The sequence below is a fragment of the Megalodesulfovibrio gigas DSM 1382 = ATCC 19364 genome (genome assembly GCF_000468495.1).
Lineage (GTDB): Bacteria > Desulfobacterota > Desulfovibrionia > Desulfovibrionales > Desulfovibrionaceae > Megalodesulfovibrio > Megalodesulfovibrio gigas.
On record NC_022444.1, the window covers coordinates 2346215 to 2363939 of the forward strand.

Genomic DNA, 17725 nt, shown 5'->3' on the forward strand with positions numbered 1-17725 from the left:
GCCATGCAAGGCAAGTGCGGACTGTTTTTTGAATCCTACCGGGAGGAAAATGCGCTCCTGGTGGGCGGGTTCCAGAAGGCGCGGTTTGCGGCGCTGCTGGCGGTGCTGTGCGCCTGCCCCTTTGTGCTGAACAGCTATCATCTGTCCATTCTGATCCTCATCAACATCGCCGTGGTGGGGGCAGTGTCGCTCAACCTGCTCACGGGGATGTGCGGGCAGATTTCCCTGGGCCATGGCGCGTTCATCGGGGTGGGGGCATACGCCTGCGGGGCGCTCACCCTGCAGGGAGTGCCGTTCCTGGTGGCTCTGCCGGCGGCGGGATGCATTACCGCGGCCACGGGCATGCTCTTCGGCATCCCGTCCCTGCGGCTCAAGGGCATTTATCTGGCTATCGCCACCCTGGCAGCGCAACTGATCCTGCAATACATTTTCCTGCACTGGGACGCCGTGACCGGCGGCTCCACCGGTCTGGCCGTGGACCCGCCCAACATTGCCGGCCTGACGTTCGACACGGACGAAAAGATGTTCTACCTCTCCCTTGGGGTGGCGATTCTCATGCTGGTGGTGGCGACAAACCTGATGCGTTCCCGTCATGGTCGTGCCTTTGTGGCCATCCGGGACTTCTACCTTTCCGCGGAAATCGTGGGGGTGAACCTGTTTGCCTACAAGCTGATGGCCTTTGCCGTCAGCAGCTTCATGGCCGGCGTGGCCGGGGGGCTGTGGGGGCACTACCTGCAGTTTGTCACGCCGGAGCCTTTCGGGCTGGGCCTGTCCATCAGTTATCTGGCCATGTGCATCATCGGCGGGCTGGGGAGCATCCAGGGCGCTGTGTTTGGCGCTGTGTTCCTTACTCTGCTGCCGGAGGTGCTCACCTGGCTGTCGGATGTGGGCAGCAGCGTGTTTCCGGCGGCCTCGCTGTATCTGGTGGCGGCCAAGGAAGGGGTCTTCGGTCTGGTGCTGGTGCTGTTCCTGATTTTCGAGCCCGAAGGCTTGCAGCGGCGCTGGAGATTGTTCAAGGCGTGGTGCAAACTTTTTCCATTTGCGTATTGATCCAGGGAGAACGACGTATGCGGACACAGATTTTCGCGGCGGCAATGGCGTTGATGTTGCTCGTGGCCAGCCCGGCCATGGCCGAGACCATCAAGATCGGCGTGCTGTCAGACTTGTCCGGTCCCACGTCCAGCGTGGGCGTGCCGTACGCCAAGGGCGTGCAGGATTGCGTCAGGTACCTGAACGAAAGCAAGTTCCTGGGCGAGCACACCCTGCAGCCCCTGCAGGTGGACTATGCCTACAACGTCCAGCAGGCCCTCTCCGCCTACAAAAAGTTCAAGACCGAGGGCATCGTGGCCCTGCAGGGCTGGGGCACCGCAGACACCGAGGCCCTGACCCGGTTCGTGGCCCAGGACAAAATCCCCTGCTTCTCGGCCTCCTATTCCGCCCACCTCACGGATCCCAAAAACGCCCCGTACAATTTCTTTGTGGTGGCCGACTATACCTCCAACCTGCGCGGCATCCTCAAATTCTTCAAGGACAACTGGAAGGAAGAGCGCGCTCCCAAGCTGGCCTTCATCTACCCTGATCATCCTTACGGCCTCACCCCCCTGGAAGGCGGCAAGGCCTACGCCAAGGAACTGGGCTATGAGGTGGTGGGCGATGAACACGTGGACCTCAAAGCCATGGACGCCACCTCCCAGTTGCTGGCCCTGAAGTCCAAGGCTCCGGACTTCTGCTGGATTGGCGGCACCACCCCCTCCACCTCCGTGGTGCTCAAGGACGCCCAGAAGCTGAAGATGGACACCATCTTCTTCACCAACATCTGGGGCATCGACGAAGACCTCTTCAAACTCGCTGGTGATGCCGCCGAAGGCGCCTACACCGTGCAGGGTGCGTCCACCGGCTATGACGACACCGCCGGCAACAAGATCATCCTGGAACTCACCGGCGGCCAGATCCCTATGACGCACTATTACCGTGGCTTCGCCTCCACCTACGTCATGGCCGAGGCCATCCGCCGCGCCCTGGAAAAGGGGACGCTGACCGGGGAGGCCGTGAAAAACGAGACCGAGGCCCTGCGCGACTTTGATCCCCTGGGGCTGACCCCGCCCGTGTCCTTCTTCCCGGACGATCATCGTCCCACCATGACCTCCTTCATCTACAAGGTCGAAGGCGGCAAGCTGGTGAAGGTGGGCACCGAAGTGCTGGAACGCAAAGCCGAATGGCTGGGCAAGTAGTAACTGCTTTGCAGGATTGCAGAAGGAGTCGGATTGTGGACATGCTGCGCGTGGAAAACCTGGAGGTGGTCTACAACGAGGTGGTCCTCGTGCTCAAGGGCCTCTCCCTCACGGCTGCCGCCGGGAAGATCACCGCCCTGCTGGGGGCCAACGGTGCCGGCAAGTCCACCACCCTGAAGGCCATTTCCGGCCTGCTGGCCGGCGAAAACGGCGAGATTACGGAAGGGGCGGTCCTGCTGGAGGATCGCCCCGTGCATGGCCTGCCGCCGGACAAGATCGTCCGTTCGGGCATTTTTCAGGTCATGGAAGGACGGCGGGTGTTCGAGGACCTGACCGTGGAGGAGAACCTGCGCTGCGGGGCCTTCACCCGGCCGCGGGCGGAGCTGGCTCCCTCCCTGGAACGGGTCTATGACTATTTTCCCCGCCTGGCCGAGCGCAAGAAGCAGTTGGCCGGCTTCATGAGCGGCGGCGAACAGCAGATGCTGGCCATCGGCCGCGCCATGATGGCCCGGCCCAAGCTGCTGTTGCTGGATGAACCCTCCCTGGGCCTGGCCCCGCTGCTGGTGGAAGACATCTTCACCATCATTAAACGACTCAACGCCGACGAGGGTGTGAGCATTCTGCTTGTGGAGCAAAATGCCCGCGCTGCCCTGAATATCGCCTCCCATGGCTACATCATGGAAAATGGCCGCATCGTGCTGGAAGGCGAGGCCCAGGCCCTGCTGCAAAATCCGGACGTGCAGGAATTTTACCTGGGCATGAGCCATGGCGGCGAGAAGAAGCGCTACAAGGACGTCAAGCATTACCGCCGCCGCAAGCGCTGGCTGGGCTAGGGCATTTTAATTTTGGAAAAGGACATTGCGAGAGGGGAAGAACCTTTCTCCAGAAAGGGTTTCCCCCGAGAGTTCTTTTCAAACACAACATGCTCTAGGCTTTTCCTCGTCAAGTTCCCGAATCGTCATGGCACCCCCTTCGTAACGACTTGACCGCGCGCCCGCAGGCTGGCATCACCGTGTTGTCTTCCGGCGTGTCCTGGCAGCCACTGCGGCGCAGCGTCGGATTCTCGACTTTTGCGCGGAGATCGTATGGCTGATTCGTCTGTCAAAAAAGGCATCTACTCCAGCACCCACAGCACCCCGCTCATTGCGGGGATGACGCGTCGTGCCGCCAAGGTCAAGCGGTTCTGGGCCGTGCAAACGGAAGATGACGGCAGCTTCAGCATCCAGCCGTTGAACCAGAACCTCATTCCCACCGGGCAAAAGCGTCCGATCACCACGACGGAGCTGAGCGCCCGCTTCACGTTCGAGCCGGATTATTTTGTGGAGCAGGGCACCAAAGCCCTGTGGCGTCCTGGCCCGGAAGGGCAGCCCTCCGCACCCGCTGCAGACCCGGCAGACACGTCCCTGCTCCCGCTGCAGCTCAAAGACATTCCCGACCTGTCCCCGCCAGGGCAGGCAGGCAAAGTAAGCCTGGACCGCACCCCCCTTGGCGACGGGGAAGACGAAATGGCCGCCCTGCTGCAGCGGCGCAAGGATGTTCAGGACAAAAAACGTCAGGCAGCCGAAGACCAGGCCGAACAGCGCGCCAGGGCGGAATTTGTGCTGGGGGTGGCCCATCTCAAGCGGGGAGATAGAATCAAGGCCCTGCAGTTGTTTGAAAAAGTCGCCACCATGGACGGCGAGTTCGCCCCGCGACACAAGCACATGTTCAACGAGTTCGGCATTGGCCTGCGCAAAAACAATCTGCCGGACATGGCCTTGAAGATGTACCGCCGCACCTTGGAACTCTCACCCAACGACGACCACATCTATCACAACATGGCCCGCATCCATTACGAGCGTGGCGAGGTCGCCAAGGCCACGGAGCTGCTGCAAAAGAGCCTGGAGCTCAACCCGGGTCTGGAAATGTCCCGCAAGTTTTTGGATTTCATCGAGAAAAACAGAAAGAAGTTCCCGAGGTTTTCGCTGTAGCCAGGAGTGGCAGCCATGCTCGATTATTCCAGCGAGCTGACCCGGCTGCAGCATGCCCTTGCCCGCCAGATGCAGGCGCGGCCGCAGCTGTTGAACCTCTCCCCCCGGTCCCTGGCCTGGAAGGTGGACCCCTGGTATTACGTGGCCCTGGCCCCGCAGTTTCTGGCGCATTGGGCTGTCTGGGGGGCCATGCGTCCCGGCGTGGCGGCAGAGGTGCTGCTTCGCACAGGGGTGATGGTTTCCAGAAAGCTGCCGTCCGGCCGCAAGACGGTGTTGCCGGTCCGGCTGGTGTGGTCCGGCGGCATCAGCCAGGCCCGGAGCCTGCTTGTGCCGGTGCAGCTGTTCCAGGCCGATGCCATGGATCGGGCCCTGCTGCTGCAGGGGCACAAACGCCCTGCGATCTCTCCCATGCGTGTGCATCCCGAGAGCCGTCCCATGCTGGCGGCATTTCTGCGCGGCAAAACCATGCTTTCCGACGCGGCGTTTCAATAGAGCAAGTTATCTTTGAAAGGAGTTCTCGGGGGAAAACCTTNGTCCTTTTTCAAAATTACAATGCTCTAGTCCGGGTCCAGCATGGCGCGCAGGGCCGTGGCGTGTTGCCATTGGGCAATGGGGGTGGTGCGCAGCAGTTGCACCAGGGCGGCTTCGTCTTCCGGAGGCGGAGCGGGCAGCTCGTTGGCCAGCACGCCCACCCCGGGTGGATGATGGCAATCGGTATTATACAAGGCTATCCGCGGCACGAGCCGCAGGGCATGCGTGTAGCAAGCCCAGTTTGTGGGCGCCACAAACCCCTGGTGCAGGGTGTGATTGTACTTGAGCAGGTTGACGGAATTCACTTCCACGCCGTCCACCCAGTGCAGAATATCCATGAGTTCGTTCGGAATATCGCACGAATAGCGGAACGGGTGCGCCACAAAGGCGAATACCTGGCTGCGCACCGGGGCCAGCCCGCGGGCCACCTCGGCCAGGGACAGGCCCGGACGGCCCGGGCAGTGCTCCGTCAGCAATGCCGGCGGGGCGATGAGCACCACGTCATAGTGCTCGGCCAGAGTCAGTTCCATGCCGGCATACAGCCGCAGGGGCGGGTGGGCCGCTTCCAGAAAGATCAGATCCTCCCGGCTCCATTGATGATGATGTTCGGTGAACACCACTGCATCCAGCCCGCGGGCCAGGGCCAGGCGGCAGAGTTCCTCCGGGGCCAGGGACGAACAGGCGGAAAACCGCCGGGTGTGGGCGTGGCAATCCAGTCGCATTGCCGGAGCATACCACGATCCGCGCGCGGGGCAAGTGTGCGGTCAGTCTGTTGCAGCAATAAAAACGGCGCCCCCTTGCCGAGCAGGAGGGCGCCGTGATGATGGCGGTGCGCTGAGCAGCTACTACCAGTGCTTCTTGCGCTGCTCGGCCAGGGCCGCGGCCTGCTCGCCGAAGGTGGCGAAGCCGGCGTGGTGCAGGGCGTCGGTCACGGTTTCGTTCCAGTTCCAGTTGGCATAGATGGCGGCCTTGTGGAATGTGGCGCGGAAGTTCTCCATCTCCTGACGGTAGAAGCTTTCCTTGGCCGCGTCCATGTTGTCGCGCAACTGTTCGTGCAGGCGGGCCAACTCGCCTTCGTACCATTCCATGAAGTCCGCCGCGGTGGTGTACTTCTTGAGAATGTGTTCGTAGTTGTTGACCTTGATGGCCTTCTTGAGGCGTTCCAGGAACTGCTGGCAGAGCCAGTCGCCCAGTTTGTCTGCGCTGAGGTTTTCCTTTTCCACTTCGGCCACATCGAACTTGGTCTGGGCATAGGTGTCCGGCACGACGGAGGCCGAGACAATGCCGGCAATGCTCACCAGACCGCGCAGGATGAGGGAGTTGGACACGCCCTGGCCGCAGAAGCCCACCTTCTTGCCCATCTTTTGGCCGGTGAAGATGGTGACCAGAATGGCCCAGATGACGGCAGGGTCTTCTTCGTCGTAGATATGGCGCAGGCGGGCGTTGTCGCGGTCCGTGGCCAGCACCATCTGGGTCATGTCGTTGGAGCCGATGGAGAAGCCGTCGAACTCCTCGATGAACTGCTTGGCCAGGATGGCGTTGGAGGGGATTTCGCTCATCAGGTGCAGCTTGAGGCCGTCCTTGCCGCTGCGCAAGTGGTGCACCTGTTCGAGGTAGCGCTTCATGGAGCGGGCTTCTTCCAGGGTGCGCACGAAGGGCAGCATGAGCTGGAGGTTGGAGCCGCCGAAGATGCCGCGTGCGAGCTTGAAGGCTTCCAGCTCCCAGTCGTGGATGTTGCGGGATACGCCGCGGTAGCCCAGCATGGGGTTGTCTTCAAATTCTTCAAAGAGAATGCCGCCGATGAGGTTGCGGTATTCGTTCGATTTGAAGTCCGTGGTGCGGTAGATGATGGGCCGGCCGGAGAAGGCCATGGCGAACAGGGCCAGGCCCTGGGCCAGGGTCTGCACGTAATGCTCGCGGCCGGTGCGGTAGCCGCGGGCCTTGAGGATTTCCTTGATGCGGCGGGGCACGCCGGTCACGCTTTCCATGGCTCCCAGCAGGCCCACCTTGAGGGCCACATCGCGGCGCATGTTCTCGATTTTTTCGAGCATGGTCTTGATCTGGGGATCGTCCTTCACCATTTCGACCTGGGCCTTGATGGCGGCCTCGTACTCCTGGCGCAGCTTGCGGGAGTCGGGGTCCTTGCCGGCGTGGGCGAGGATCTTGTCCTTGTAGCCCATGATCACGGCCACATGCTCTTCCAGATCGGTGCTGGTTTTGAGCACGTCGATACGCTGGGAGGCCAGGTTCACGTATTCATCAAGCTTCTTGTCCAGTTCGCGAATCTGGCGATGGATGGAGAGCACTTCTTCGGTGGAGCGGGTGGATTCGCGTTCGGTCAGGGCGTCCAGCTCCTTGGCGATACCCGTCACCACGCCCACGTACTGGCGCAGCTTCATGTCCACGGAGACCACGCCGGCGGCCATCTGGTCGCGGATGATCTTGGTGAGTTCGTTGTCCAGTTCTTCGATGTGTTTTTCCACCACCTGTTCCAGCACGCCGTTGTCGTAGGCTTCCAGGGCCAGGGGATGGATGGCGATGTTGCCGAGCATGAATTCGGCGCGCAGCAGACCGACTTCGAAATCAGAGGATTCGCGCAGGCGGGAAAGGAACATGGCCTGGCCGACATCCGCCAGGATGAGGCCCACCTTGGTTTTGGTGGCAGGGAAGGAGGAGACGTCGATTTCCCCACCCACTTCCACCAGGGGCAGGGTGCCGCGGTACACCTTGCCGGTGGAGCCATCCACGGTGATTTCCTGGCCTTCCAGGCTCTTGAGCATTTCCAGCCGGCCGATGCCGATGACGGCAGGGATGCCCAGTTCCCGGGAGGTGATGGCGGCGTGGGAGGTATCCCCGCCCACATCGGCCAGAATGGCGGCAGCAATGCGCATGCCGGGCACCATGTCCGGGTCGGTGCGTTCGGCGGCCAGGATGTCGCCCTTGTTGATCTTGTTCAGCTCCAGGGCGCTGCGCAGGAACTTTACGGTGCCCTGTCCGGCGCCGCGGGAGGCGCCATTGCCTTCAAGCACCAACTCGGCGTTCTGGCGGGCCTTGGGCTCCACTTCCAGACGGCGCATGTAAATGGTGTGCGGGTGGTGCTCGAATTCTTCGTTCCAGCGGGTTTCCGGCCGGGCCTGGACGAACCAGAGGCGGTCTGCGGCGTCGAAGCAGAACTCGGTGTCCATGATCATGCCGTCATAGGCGGCGCTCACGGCGCGCACGCCCTTGGCCACTTCCTCGGCCTGAGCCAGGGAGAGGGCCCACCGGTAGACTTCGTGTTCGGGCACATCCACAATTTTGGTGCCGCCCATGACGTCGTCGTAGACAATTTTTTTGTCTTTGGCGCCCATGAAGCGGATGACCACTTCGGACCCGTCGCCACGCTTGAAGACGTAGAACTTGTCCGGGGTGACCATGCCGCCCACCACAGCTTCGCCCAGGCCGTAGCTGGCGTCGATGGAGACGAGATCCTTGCGCATGGTGCCGCGGCAGCCGGTGGCCGTATCTGCACTGAAGGCCGTGCCGGAGATGACGGGGTTGATCATGCGCATGATGCAGACCGAGAGGGAGGTGTTCTCGATGGACCACTCGATCTTGGCTTTGGTGGCGATTTCATCGTCGCCCGAGTCTTCCGCCTTGATGAGGGCGTCCAGGATGGCCTCGCGGCGATACGTCATGGAGCGCAGGTTGTAGGCAGAGGCGCAGTCCCACTGGTAGGCTTCCACGCACTGGGTGTCGCCCACGATGTTCAGGTAGGTATCCTGCAGGCCGGCAAAGGCTTTTTTGCGGCTGTCTTCCCCTGCGGCGGAGGAACGCACGGCCACGGGTTCATCTTCGATGCCGGCTTCCTTGCAGATCTCGTTGTAGGCCTCGCGGACGGCGTTTTCGATGTCCTTGGGCATTTCCACGGAGAGGATGCCCACCTGCACCAGCATGGAACGCTTGCGAAGCTGGTCTATGCCTTCGGGCGAGGTGGCGAAACCTTCCACCACGTTGTTGATGAAGGTGCGCAGCTTGAGCTGGTTGGCGCCGGGATGGGCCCGGGTCTCGCTTTTGACGTCCTTGGCCAAACGGCGCACAAAGTGTTTGAGGTATTCGGGATCCTTGTTGATTTCCGCATCGTTCCAGTCCGTCCGGTTGTACTCGCGGTCCACCAGCTGGCGCACCAGGGTGGCGTTCACCTTGGTTTCGTCGAGCACTCTGTGGAAGGCGATGGAGGAAATGGCGCGGAATTGCGGGGCGCGGATGCCCGATACCTGGCTGATGATGGCGGTGTTGTAGTTCTTGCCGCCGACCAAAAGTTCGGCCTCTTCGCCGATGGCGACAATGTCCGCCCCGGTGAGCACCAGTTTTTCCTTCAGCTTGGCCAGGTCCGGCGCGCCCGCCTGCTCCTGCCCCGGGCTTGCGGTCTCGGTTCCCTGTTCGGCAGAAGTCTGGGTGGCCATCTGTGCTTCGGCCTTCGCTTTCGCCATCGTCACGCCTCCTTGGGGGCTCTTTCTGCTCAAGAAGCTGAGTGTGTGCAGCAAGGACGCGCCTGGTGCACCGGATGCACGCGGCAGCTTGCGGATGATCCAGAATAAATGTCCGGCGCAGCCTTCTCGCAGCGCCGGCGCATCCGAATTTATAGCCTGCGCGCAGGCGTTCGTCAATGTCACGGTTGCGCGACAGTCTGTCACGCCGCCGATTGGGGTTATAGCAGAAACAGGGTGGCCAATCCAAGGAAAATCAGAAAGCCGCCAGTATCTGTGCAGGCGGTGAGGAAAATGCTGGACGCCTGGGCAGGATCGCGCCCAAGACGCCGCAACACCAGGGGGATGGACGCTCCCACTGTGGCCCCCAGTGTCATGTTCATCAGTAGCGCCCCGCCCATGACCATGCCCAGTACCAGATTTTTGGTGACGAGCGTCACTGCAGCAGACACCAAGACGCCGATGACCAGCCCATTGAGCAGGCCGATGCGCAATTCGCGTCGGATGGCGTGGGAAGATTTTTTACGGTCCATGGCTTCCAGCACCAACTGCCGGATGACCACCGCCAGGGATTGCTGCCCGGTGTTGCCCCCCTGGTTGCAGACAATGCCCATGAGCACCGCCAGGATGGCCATTTTTTCGATGGATTCCTCAAAAAAACCAACCACGATGGCCGCCATGAGGGAGGTGAACATGTTCACGCACAGCCAGGGCAGCCGTTTGAGCACGGACTGGCGCCAGGGCGTGTCCACGGTTTCATCCACGCCGGCGCCCACCATCCCCAGCATGTCTTCGCTGGCTTCTTCGTGAATGATGTCAATGACGTCGTCGTGCGTCACCACGCCCAGAAATTTGCCGGCGTCGTCCACCACGGGCAGGGCCAGGAAGTTGTAATGCGAAAGGCTGCGCGCCACCTCTTCCTTGTCCGTGCGTGAATGCACGGTGATGAGGGTTTGATCCTTGATGAGATCGCGCAGCAGCACGCCCGGCCGGGCCACCAGCAGCTCCCGCAAGGAGGCCACGCCCTTGAGCCGTTCGTCTTCGTCCACGATATAGGCGTAGTACGGGATTTCCTTGTCTTCGATGTCCCGGCGCAGGATGGCGATGGCCTGGTCTGCCGTGAGGCCGTGATCCAGGATGACGTTTTCCGTGTTCATGACCCCGCCGGCGGTGTCGGGGTCGTAGCGCATCAGGTGGGCTATCTGGGCGGCGTCTTCCTTGTGCATGCGTTTGAGCATGGTCTCGCGCAGGGGGCGGGGCAGCTCGTCAAGCACGTCGGCAGCGTCGTCGTAGGGCATTTGGGAGAAGATGTGCGCGGCCTGGTCCGGGTCCAGCGTGGCGATGAGCTGGGCGCGGCGGTGGGTGTCCATCTCGGAGATGGCGTTGGCTGCGTCCTCGGGATCCAGATTGCCGACGGTTTCCACCTGTTCCTCAAGGGGCATGGCCTCCAGGTGGTCTGCGGCGTCGGCAGGGTGCACGTTCTCGAAGGATTCCTGCTGGTCGTGCACCAGACCGGCCAGGGACTCGGCGTCGCGGGGGGCTTGCGAAGGGTGGCGGATGTCCATTTCCTGTTTGTCCATTTCCATACCTTTTTGATCCTCTCCACCGGAAAGCCACCTTGACGAAACCCAAGGCGACGGCCTAACAAGATGCGCGCCTCCTTCTACCAACACCTTGCGGCGAGCACAATCCTTCACATTCCCCATTGCGCCCGCCTGGAAAAAGGCTGCCTATGGTTCCCTCCCTGGATGTTGTAGTCCCTGACGCCACCCAGCAGCGCCAGATCCGTTGCATGCTCCAGACCGCCCTGGACGAGGACGGGCCAGACCTGACCTCCCGCGGCATCTTTTCGGCCCAGGAATCCTTGACGGCCACCTTGCTGGCCAAGGACGACTGCCGCGTGGCCGGGCTGCCGCTCATTCCCCTGGTCCTGGAACTGGCCGGCGGCGGCGTGGTGGCGGAATATCTGGTGGAAGAGGGGGCGGATGTGCTCCCCGGCACGCGGCTGGCCCTGTTGCGTGGCAGCGCCTGGACCATCCTGGCTGCGGAGCGGGTGATTCTGAACTGCATGTGCCACGCCAGCGGCATTGCCACCCTGACCCGGACATACGTGGCCCAGCTGCAGGGGACGAACACCACCCTGCTGGACACTCGCAAGACCCTGCCCGGCCTGCGGGCCCTGGAAAAATACGCCGTGCGCGTGGGCGGGGCCTGCAATCATCGTATGGATCTGCATTCCATGCTCATGGCCAAGGATAATCATATCGACCGCGCAGGCTCCATCACCGCCGCGGTCACGGCCCTGCGCCGCGCCTACGATCCGTGCCCGCCCATGGTGGTGGAATGCCGGACCGTGGCCGACGTGCAGGAGGCCGTGGCCCTGGGGGTGGACCGGTGCCTGCTGGACAACATGGACCTGGACACGCTGCGCGCGGCCCTGGCCTGCATCCCTCCCACGGTGCAGAGCGAGGTAAGCGGCGGCGTCACCCTCGACACTCTGGCCGCCATTGCCAGCCTGGGACCGGACTTCGTCAGCGTGGGGCGGCTGACCCATTCCGCCCCCGTGGCCGATCTCAGCCTGTGCATCGCCCCAACGGACCAATAAGGACGCCGCATGACGCCCACCGAACGCATTCTTGCCATCAAGGCCAAGCTGGGCCGGGATCTCGTCATCCTGGCGCATCATTATCAGGAAGACGCCGTGGTGCAGCACGCGGACCAGACCGGGGATTCCCTGGAGCTGGCCCGGGCCATCCCTGGCACGGCCGCGAAATACGTGGTGTTCTGCGGCGTGGCCTTCATGGCCGAATCCGCCGCGCTGCTGGCTCCGGCCGGGGTGCAGGTGTTCAACCCCGTGCCCGAGGCCGCCTGCGTGATGGCGGAAATGTCTCCGGCAACGTATGTGGAAGCCGTGCTCCAGCGGTTGCAGCATCCTGAAAGTCCGGTAATCCCGTTGGCCTACGTCAATACTTCCGTGGCCACCAAGGCCGTGGTGGGGCGCTTTGGCGGGGCGGTGTGCACCTCGGCCAATGCCGCCACCATGCTGCAATGGGCCCTGGCACAGGCAGACAAAGCCGGGCAACAGGGCAGGGTGCTCTTTTTGCCGGACCAGCACCTTGGCCACAACACGGCGAACAAGCTGGGCATTCCCGCAGAAAAGCGCCTCAGGCTGGATATTCGCGGCCGCGGCGAACGCATTGACGCGCAGGCTGCCCTGCAGGCCCGGCTGCTGTTGTGGCCGGGCAACTGCCCGGTGCACGCCGTCCGGTTCAAGCTGTCGCAGATTCAGCAGGTCCGCGATCAGTATCCCGAGGCGAAGATTGCCGTGCATCCCGAATGCGCGCAGGAAGTGGTCAACGCCGTGGACGGCGCCGGGTCCACGTCCTTCCTCATCAAGTATGCCGCCGAGGCCCCGGCCGGCAGCCGGGTGTATATCGGCACGGAATGCAATCTGGTGGACCGGTTGACCAGACGTCATGCCGCGGAAAAGACTATCCTGCCCCTGTGGCGTTCCGGCTGCAGCAACATGAACAAGACCACCGAAGCCCGCCTGGCCGACGCCCTGGAAGCCATGCTGGAAGGGCGCACCGCAGCCACCACCGTGGACGAGGCAGACACGGCCCCGGCCAGGGCGAGCCTCACGCGCATGCTGGAGGCGTGTTCGTAGCCGGATGAAAACGCCATGCGGGGGACGAACCTTTCGTTAGAGTATTTTAACCTTGAAAAAGGATATTGCGAGAGGGGAAANAAAGGGGGTTCGGGGGAAGAACCTTTCTCCAGAAAGGTTTTCCCCCGAGCACTCTTTTCAAGAGGACACGATCAGAACGCCGCGCCCAGCCCCCGGGCCACGGTGGTCAGGGGGGCGGCATCCTGGAACACGGGCAGGCGCAGCTCCTGTTGCAGGAAGGCCGCCAGCCCGTGTTGTAGGGCCAGCCCGCCGCACAGGGTGATGCCGCTTTCCAGCAGATCGCCGGACAGTTCCGGCGGGCAGCGTTCCAGCACGCTGCGGGCCGTGTCTGCCACGGCCAGGGCAAAGCGTGTCAGGATTGGCCGCAGTTCTGCAGCCTCAATCTCCATGGCGCATGGCAGGCCCTTGCGGGTATCCAGGCCTTTGATGGGCAGCCGCCGCGTGTCGTGTGCCGGATCCAGGGAGCCCAGATCCTGGCGCAGGGCTTCGCAGGCCTCCTGCCCGGCATGCAGGTGATGCTGCAGGCGGATCTGCTGCTGCACGGCGGCGTCCAACTCATTCCCGCCACTGCGCAGGGTGCGGCTGGTCACGATGCCGCCCATGGCCACGATGGCAGCTTCGCAGCAGCCGCTGCCGAGATCCAGCACCATGCTTGCCCGGGGTTCCAGAACGGGCAGGCCGGCCCCCAGGGCTGCCGCCAGGGGCGAGGGCAGCCCCTGCACCGCGGCATAGCCCAGCTCGCCGGCCAGCCCCAGCAGGGCATTGCGTTCCACGTCCGTGGCGTCCAGGGGAATGGCGATGGCCAGCCGCCGTCGCCGGCCGGGGCCATGGCAGGACTGCAGCAAGGTCTTGAGCAGGGTTTCGGCCATGTCCAGATCCGCCACCATGCCACCCTGCATGGGGCTGATGACACGGATGCCCCTGGGCGTTCTGCCCGCATAGCGCTTGGCCTGATCCCCTACCGCCAGCACCCGGTGCTGTGCCTTGCAGTTCAGCGCAATGATGCTTGGCGCATGCAGCACCAGGCCCTGGCCGCGTTTCCAGATCACCACATGGCCGGTGCCGAAATCCACGCCCACGTCTGCCCCGGGGGCCTGGCGGGCGGCTTTGCGCGCCTGGGCGGCGTCGGAGATCAGAAACATGAGGGCGCCGCCCTGCGCAGTTCGGGGAAGCCCGCTGCATGCTGCAACAACAGCTGCTGCTGGCGGCCTTCCTGCCCCAGCTCCCGCCACAGCATGGCCACCAGATGCAGGGCATCCTGGCCAAGATACGCCACCTGCGCAAAATCCAGCACGAACCGGGAGCAGCCGAGCTCCAGCCCTTCCAGCAGGGCATCCCCGAAATTCAAGGCTGCAAGGCCGCGCATCTCGCCGGACAACTGCAGGACAAGGGTGTCGGCATCCAGCCAGGCCAGCAGCAGGTTGCCTTCCTTGAGATCGAAATACGCCAGATTCCAGGGCAGGGCCGCCGCAGCCTTGTTGGCGTGCAGCTGCGCCCGAATGCGCGAGCCGTCCAGCCAGGTCCAGTCCCCCGGCACGGCGCGGTCGTCCGTGGCCTGCGCCAGACGGCGGGCCAGGGCGAGGAGGACGACATCCGCGGGAGGAGGGCAATAGGGCATGATGAATGGCGTGGGTATGAATATGGATGTTGTGCGGTGGTGGTGATGCATGACCATTGCATACACCTGTGTCAAGAGTGGGTGAATAGTCCCCGGCCCTCAAGTTCCCGGGAGTTTTTCCCGGGAGAATCCGGGATGGTATCCCGCACAAACGAGTGGATTACCTATCGACCATACCTGCATCTGCCGGTATTTCAAGGCAATTTTTCAGCAAGGGGCGGGTAGGGCCCCCATGCCTCCCATGCCCAGAGATACCTGTTCAACCCTTCACGCAAGGAAGATGCGGATGCAGACTCGGCCCAGACAGAACGACGTGATCGGAAGCGCCAACCGCGGCGCAGCGTGCGAATCCAGCCTGTGTACCCTGTGTCGGGCGGACTGCGCCGGCAAATGCGAGACGTGGCTTTCCAGCCTGCGCGGCAGGGCCGTGCTGTACCCCAGGGACTTCGGCATGGTGACCGCCGGCAGCGACAATACCACCCATGTGGGTGTTTCCTACAACTCCTTGCGCATTCAGGGCAATCTGTTCGGCGCACAGGGCCTGCCCCCCGGCGTGTCCGCCAATGCGGACAATTGTCTGTTCACCAACGTCAGCCTGGAAACCACCTTCGGCGCAGACAGTCAGATGAAGGCCCGCCTGCCTATCATGACCGGCGCCCTGGGATCCACCATCATCGCCGCCCGTTACTGGGACGCCTTTGCCTCGGGCTGCGCCCTGGTGGGCGTGCCCATCGTGGTGGGGGAGAATGTGGTGGGTGTGGACCGCGAAGCCCGTCTGGACAACGGCCGCATTGCCGAAGCGCCGGAGCTGGACCGCCGCATTGCCGTGTACCGGCGCTACATGGATGGCGGCTACGGGGCCATCATTGTCCAGCTCAATGTGGAGGACGCCCGCAACGGCGTGGCCCAGTACATCGTGGACACCCACGGCGACGACGTGATGATTGAACTCAAATGGGGCCAGGGGGCCAAGAGCATTGGCGGGGAAATCAAGGTCTCCAGCCTGGCCTATGCCCAGTTCCTCAAGGAACGCGGCTACCTGGTGGATCCTGATCCCGATCTGCCCGAAGTGCAGCAGGCCTTTGCCGACGGCGCCGTCACCTGCTTTGCCCGGCACAGCCGCCTGGGCTTCACGGAGCAGCCCGGCTGGGATGGCGTGCGCGCCAACTTCATGGATGCCGTGGCCGAACTGCGCCGCTGCGGCTTCAAGCGCATTTCCCTCAAGACCGGCTGCTACGGCCTGGAAGCCCTGGCCATGGCCATCCGCCTGGCTGCGGACGCCCGGCTTGATCTGCTGACCATCGACGGCGCCGGCGGCGGCACCGGCATGAGCCCCTGGAACATGATGGAAACCTGGGGCGTGCCCTCCCTGCCCCTGCATGCCAAGGCCGCGGAATATGCCGCCCTGGTTGCCGCCCAGGGCCAGCGTCCGGCAGACATGGCCTTTGCCGGCGGTCTGGTCCGTGAAGACCACCTCTTCAAGGCCCTGGCCCTGGGCGCACCCTACACCAAGCTGGTGTGCATGGGCCGGGCGATGATGATTCCCGGATTCCTGGGCGCGAACATCGAAGGCGCGTTGTACCCCGATCGCAAGGCCGCCGTGCACGGCAATTGGGATAGCCTGCCCAAAACCGTCCAGGCCATGGGCGAGACCCCGGAAAAGCTCTTTGCCTGCTTCCACGAAGTGCAGGCCAAGGTGGGCCCCAAGGCCATGAAGGAACTGCCCCTGGGTGCAGTGGCCATGTGGTGTCTGGCGGACAAGCTGGGCGCAGGCCTGCAGCAGCTCATGGCCGGTGCCCGGAAGTTCCGCCTCAGCGGCATCAGCCGGCAGGATCTCTTCTCGGCCAACGAGGAGACGGCCCGCGAAACCGGCATTCCCACCTTCTCCCAGGCCGGCGACGAGTTCGCCCGCCGCATTCTGCTGGGGTAGGGTACGTTATCATTGAAAGGAGTTCTCGGGGGAAACCCTTTTCGAAAGAAAGGCTTTCCCCCGAATCCCCGGCCCCCCCGAGGCCCTTGTGGCGATCCATCGTGGCCGGTGCTACACTTGATGCATAGGCGGCAACGCTTCAACCCTGCACCGCGGCGAGCACGCCATGTCCAGCACATCCAAACATCCGAGCACCGAAACTCCGGCACCCGTGCGCGTCACGGAACTGGAACTGCGGGAGCGTGTGAAGGAGCTGGAGTGCCTGTATGCTGTCTCGCGTCTGGCGCAGCGCCGGGAACTGCCTCTGGCTGTGCTGGCCCGGGAGGTGGCCGGGCTGCTCTGCCAGGCGTGGCGGTATCCGGAGCTGGCCGCGGCCCGGGTGGAGCTGGAAGGACAGGCCTTCGCCACGCCGGGCTTTGTGCGCACCCCCTGGCGGCAGACGCGACGCATTGTGGCCGAGGCCGCCCCGGCCGGCCGTATCGAACTGTGCTATCTGCACTGGCCGCCACCCTCTCCGGGCATGCCCGGGTTGCAGGGGGCGTCGGACCCCCCCTTTTTGGAAGAAGAAGCCAAACTGCTGCAGGCGGTGGCCGAAAATCTGGGACGCATCCTGGAATCCAGACGGGCCGAGGAACGGTTGCAGGCCCTGTCCCGCGAACTCATCCGCGCCCAGGAGACCGAGCGCCAGCGCATTGCCCGGGAACTGCATGACGACGTGGCCCAGTCCCTGTCCATGCTCAAAATCGGCCTGGAATCCCTGGCGCACGACCAGCCACGGGTGCAGGCGCAGGAACTGGCGGCAGCAGCAGGGGCAATCATCGGCGCCGTGCGCAACATCGCCTATGACCTGCAGCCCCCGGGCCTGGCGCAGCTGGGGCTGGTGAGCACCATTTTCAAACTGTGCGAGGATGTCTCTGCCCGCTGCGGCCTGCCGGTGGAGTTTCGAGCCGATGGCATGGATGCGGTGAAGCTGGACTTCGATCGGCAGATCAACATCTACCGCATCGTGCAGGAGGCCTTGTCCAACGTGCTGCAGCACGCCGGCGCCTCGCGGGTGGCGGTGAAGCTGGTGGCTTCGCACCCGTCCATCCTGCTGCGGGTGGAGGACAACGGCCGGGGCTTTGTGCCCGGGGGGCAGCAGCGGGATCGGCACATGGGCCTGTGGAACATGGGCGAGCGGGCCCGCCTGCTGGGCGGCACGCTGCGCATCCGCGCCGCACCGGGAAAGGGTGCCGGGATTGTGGTGGAACTCCCCTTGGAAACAACAGAAATTCAGGAATAAGGAATA

General features: G+C 63.4%; 14 protein-coding genes. 9 read left to right on the forward strand and 5 right to left on the reverse strand.

All coding sequences use genetic code 11. The features are described 5' to 3' along the window. Positions 1-3 precede the first annotated feature (3 nt). The 5 genes from DGI_RS10290 to DGI_RS17250 all read left to right on the forward strand — a co-directional run bounded on the left by DGI_RS10290 (position 4) and on the right by DGI_RS17250 (position 4693). Positions 4-1050 carry a branched-chain amino acid ABC transporter permease gene (locus DGI_RS10290; RefSeq protein WP_021760947.1) on the forward strand — a complete coding sequence of 349 codons (1047 nt, stop codon included), beginning with the start codon at positions 4-6 and terminating at the stop codon, positions 1048-1050. Between the two features lie 17 nt (positions 1051-1067). Next, entirely contained in the window at positions 1068-2231 is a 1164-nt protein-coding gene (locus DGI_RS10295) for an ABC transporter substrate-binding protein (protein WP_021760948.1), read from the forward strand. Positions 2232-2272: 41 nt separating this feature from the next. Then, positions 2273-3064 (forward strand): ABC transporter ATP-binding protein, encoded by a 792-nt coding sequence (locus DGI_RS10300; RefSeq protein WP_027193140.1) that lies wholly within the window; start codon positions 2273-2275, stop codon positions 3062-3064. Positions 3065-3316: 252 nt separating this feature from the next. After that, positions 3317-4201 carry a tetratricopeptide repeat protein gene (locus DGI_RS17245; protein ID WP_021760950.1) on the forward strand — a complete coding sequence of 295 codons (885 nt, stop codon included), beginning with the start codon at positions 3317-3319 and terminating at the stop codon, positions 4199-4201. Positions 4202-4216: 15 nt separating this feature from the next. After that, entirely contained in the window at positions 4217-4693 is a 477-nt protein-coding gene (locus DGI_RS17250; RefSeq protein WP_021760951.1) for a hypothetical protein, read from the forward strand. A 65-nt stretch (positions 4694-4758) separates the two neighbouring features. Here DGI_RS17250 and DGI_RS10315 read toward each other — a convergent pair whose 3' ends face one another. The 3 genes from DGI_RS10315 to mgtE all read right to left on the reverse strand — a co-directional run bounded on the left by DGI_RS10315 (position 4759) and on the right by mgtE (position 10787). Continuing rightward, complete coding sequence (locus tag DGI_RS10315) at positions 4759-5454, reverse strand: PHP domain-containing protein (RefSeq protein WP_021760952.1); 696 nt, start codon at positions 5452-5454, stop codon at positions 4759-4761. A gap of 123 nt (positions 5455-5577) precedes the next feature. After that, positions 5578-9204, reverse strand: a complete 3627-nt coding sequence (locus DGI_RS10320; RefSeq protein ID WP_021760953.1) for a PEP/pyruvate-binding domain-containing protein — start codon at positions 9202-9204, stop codon at positions 5578-5580. A 218-nt stretch (positions 9205-9422) separates the two neighbouring features. After that, positions 9423-10787: a magnesium transporter gene (gene mgtE, locus DGI_RS10325; protein ID WP_021760954.1), complete on the reverse strand. Its 1365-nt coding sequence runs from the start codon at positions 10785-10787 to the stop codon at positions 9423-9425. Positions 10788-10933: 146 nt separating this feature from the next. Here mgtE and nadC point away from each other — a divergent pair, with 146 nt between their 5' ends. Both nadC and nadA read left to right on the forward strand, forming a co-directional pair. Beyond that, positions 10934-11806, forward strand: a complete 873-nt coding sequence (gene nadC / locus DGI_RS10330) for a carboxylating nicotinate-nucleotide diphosphorylase (RefSeq protein ID WP_021760955.1) — start codon at positions 10934-10936, stop codon at positions 11804-11806. A gap of 9 nt (positions 11807-11815) precedes the next feature. After that, the gene (gene nadA, locus DGI_RS10335) at positions 11816-12868 is read left to right on the forward strand and encodes a quinolinate synthase NadA (protein ID WP_021760956.1); all 1053 of its coding nucleotides are present in this window, start codon (positions 11816-11818) and stop codon (positions 12866-12868) included. 152 nt (positions 12869-13020) lie between these two features. On the opposite strand, the gene DGI_RS10340 is transcribed toward nadA, so the two are convergent. Both DGI_RS10340 and DGI_RS10345 read right to left on the reverse strand, forming a co-directional pair. Beyond that, the gene (locus DGI_RS10340) at positions 13021-14031 is read right to left on the reverse strand and encodes a rod shape-determining protein (protein WP_021760957.1); all 1011 of its coding nucleotides are present in this window, start codon (positions 14029-14031) and stop codon (positions 13021-13023) included. Continuing rightward, entirely contained in the window at positions 14022-14507 is a 486-nt protein-coding gene (locus tag DGI_RS10345) for an STAS domain-containing protein (protein ID WP_144284170.1), read from the reverse strand. The genes DGI_RS10340 and DGI_RS10345 overlap by 10 nt, the downstream gene beginning before the upstream one ends. A gap of 286 nt (positions 14508-14793) precedes the next feature. Between DGI_RS10345 and DGI_RS10350 the strand changes: the two genes are divergently transcribed. Continuing rightward, on the forward strand, positions 14794-16437 hold the full coding sequence (locus tag DGI_RS10350; protein ID WP_021760959.1) for a glutamate synthase-related protein: 1644 nt from the start codon (positions 14794-14796) through the stop codon (positions 16435-16437). A 166-nt stretch (positions 16438-16603) separates the two neighbouring features. Continuing rightward, complete coding sequence (locus DGI_RS10355; RefSeq protein ID WP_021760960.1) at positions 16604-17719, forward strand: sensor histidine kinase; 1116 nt, start codon at positions 16604-16606, stop codon at positions 17717-17719. The last annotated feature ends 6 nt before the right edge of the window (positions 17720-17725 follow it).

Excerpts from the sequence above, each read along its gene's own strand:
- DGI_RS10290 (WP_021760947.1), top strand. The coding sequence starts at position 4 with ATGCAAGGCAAGTGCGGACTGTTTTTTGAATCCTACCGGGAGGAAAAT.
- DGI_RS10295 (WP_021760948.1), top strand. The coding sequence starts at position 1,068 with ATGCGGACACAGATTTTCGCGGCGGCAATGGCGTTGATGTTGCTCGTG.
- DGI_RS10300 (WP_027193140.1), top strand. The coding sequence starts at position 2,273 with ATGCTGCGCGTGGAAAACCTGGAGGTGGTCTACAACGAGGTGGTCCTC.
- DGI_RS17245 (WP_021760950.1), top strand. The coding sequence starts at position 3,317 with ATGGCTGATTCGTCTGTCAAAAAAGGCATCTACTCCAGCACCCACAGC.
- DGI_RS17250 (WP_021760951.1), top strand. The coding sequence starts at position 4,217 with ATGCTCGATTATTCCAGCGAGCTGACCCGGCTGCAGCATGCCCTTGCC.
- DGI_RS10315 (WP_021760952.1), bottom strand. The coding sequence starts at position 5,454 with ATGCGACTGGATTGCCACGCCCACACCCGGCGGTTTTCCGCCTGTTCG.
- DGI_RS10320 (WP_021760953.1), bottom strand. The coding sequence starts at position 9,204 with ATGGCGAAAGCGAAGGCCGAAGCACAGATGGCCACCCAGACTTCTGCC.
- mgtE (WP_021760954.1), bottom strand. The coding sequence starts at position 10,787 with ATGGAAATGGACAAACAGGAAATGGACATCCGCCACCCTTCGCAAGCC.
- nadC (WP_021760955.1), top strand. The coding sequence starts at position 10,934 with ATGGTTCCCTCCCTGGATGTTGTAGTCCCTGACGCCACCCAGCAGCGC.
- nadA (WP_021760956.1), top strand. The coding sequence starts at position 11,816 with ATGACGCCCACCGAACGCATTCTTGCCATCAAGGCCAAGCTGGGCCGG.
- DGI_RS10340 (WP_021760957.1), bottom strand. The coding sequence starts at position 14,031 with ATGTTTCTGATCTCCGACGCCGCCCAGGCGCGCAAAGCCGCCCGCCAG.
- DGI_RS10345 (WP_144284170.1), bottom strand. The coding sequence starts at position 14,507 with ATGCCCTATTGCCCTCCTCCCGCGGATGTCGTCCTCCTCGCCCTGGCC.
- DGI_RS10350 (WP_021760959.1), top strand. The coding sequence starts at position 14,794 with ATGCAGACTCGGCCCAGACAGAACGACGTGATCGGAAGCGCCAACCGC.
- DGI_RS10355 (WP_021760960.1), top strand. The coding sequence starts at position 16,604 with ATGTCCAGCACATCCAAACATCCGAGCACCGAAACTCCGGCACCCGTG.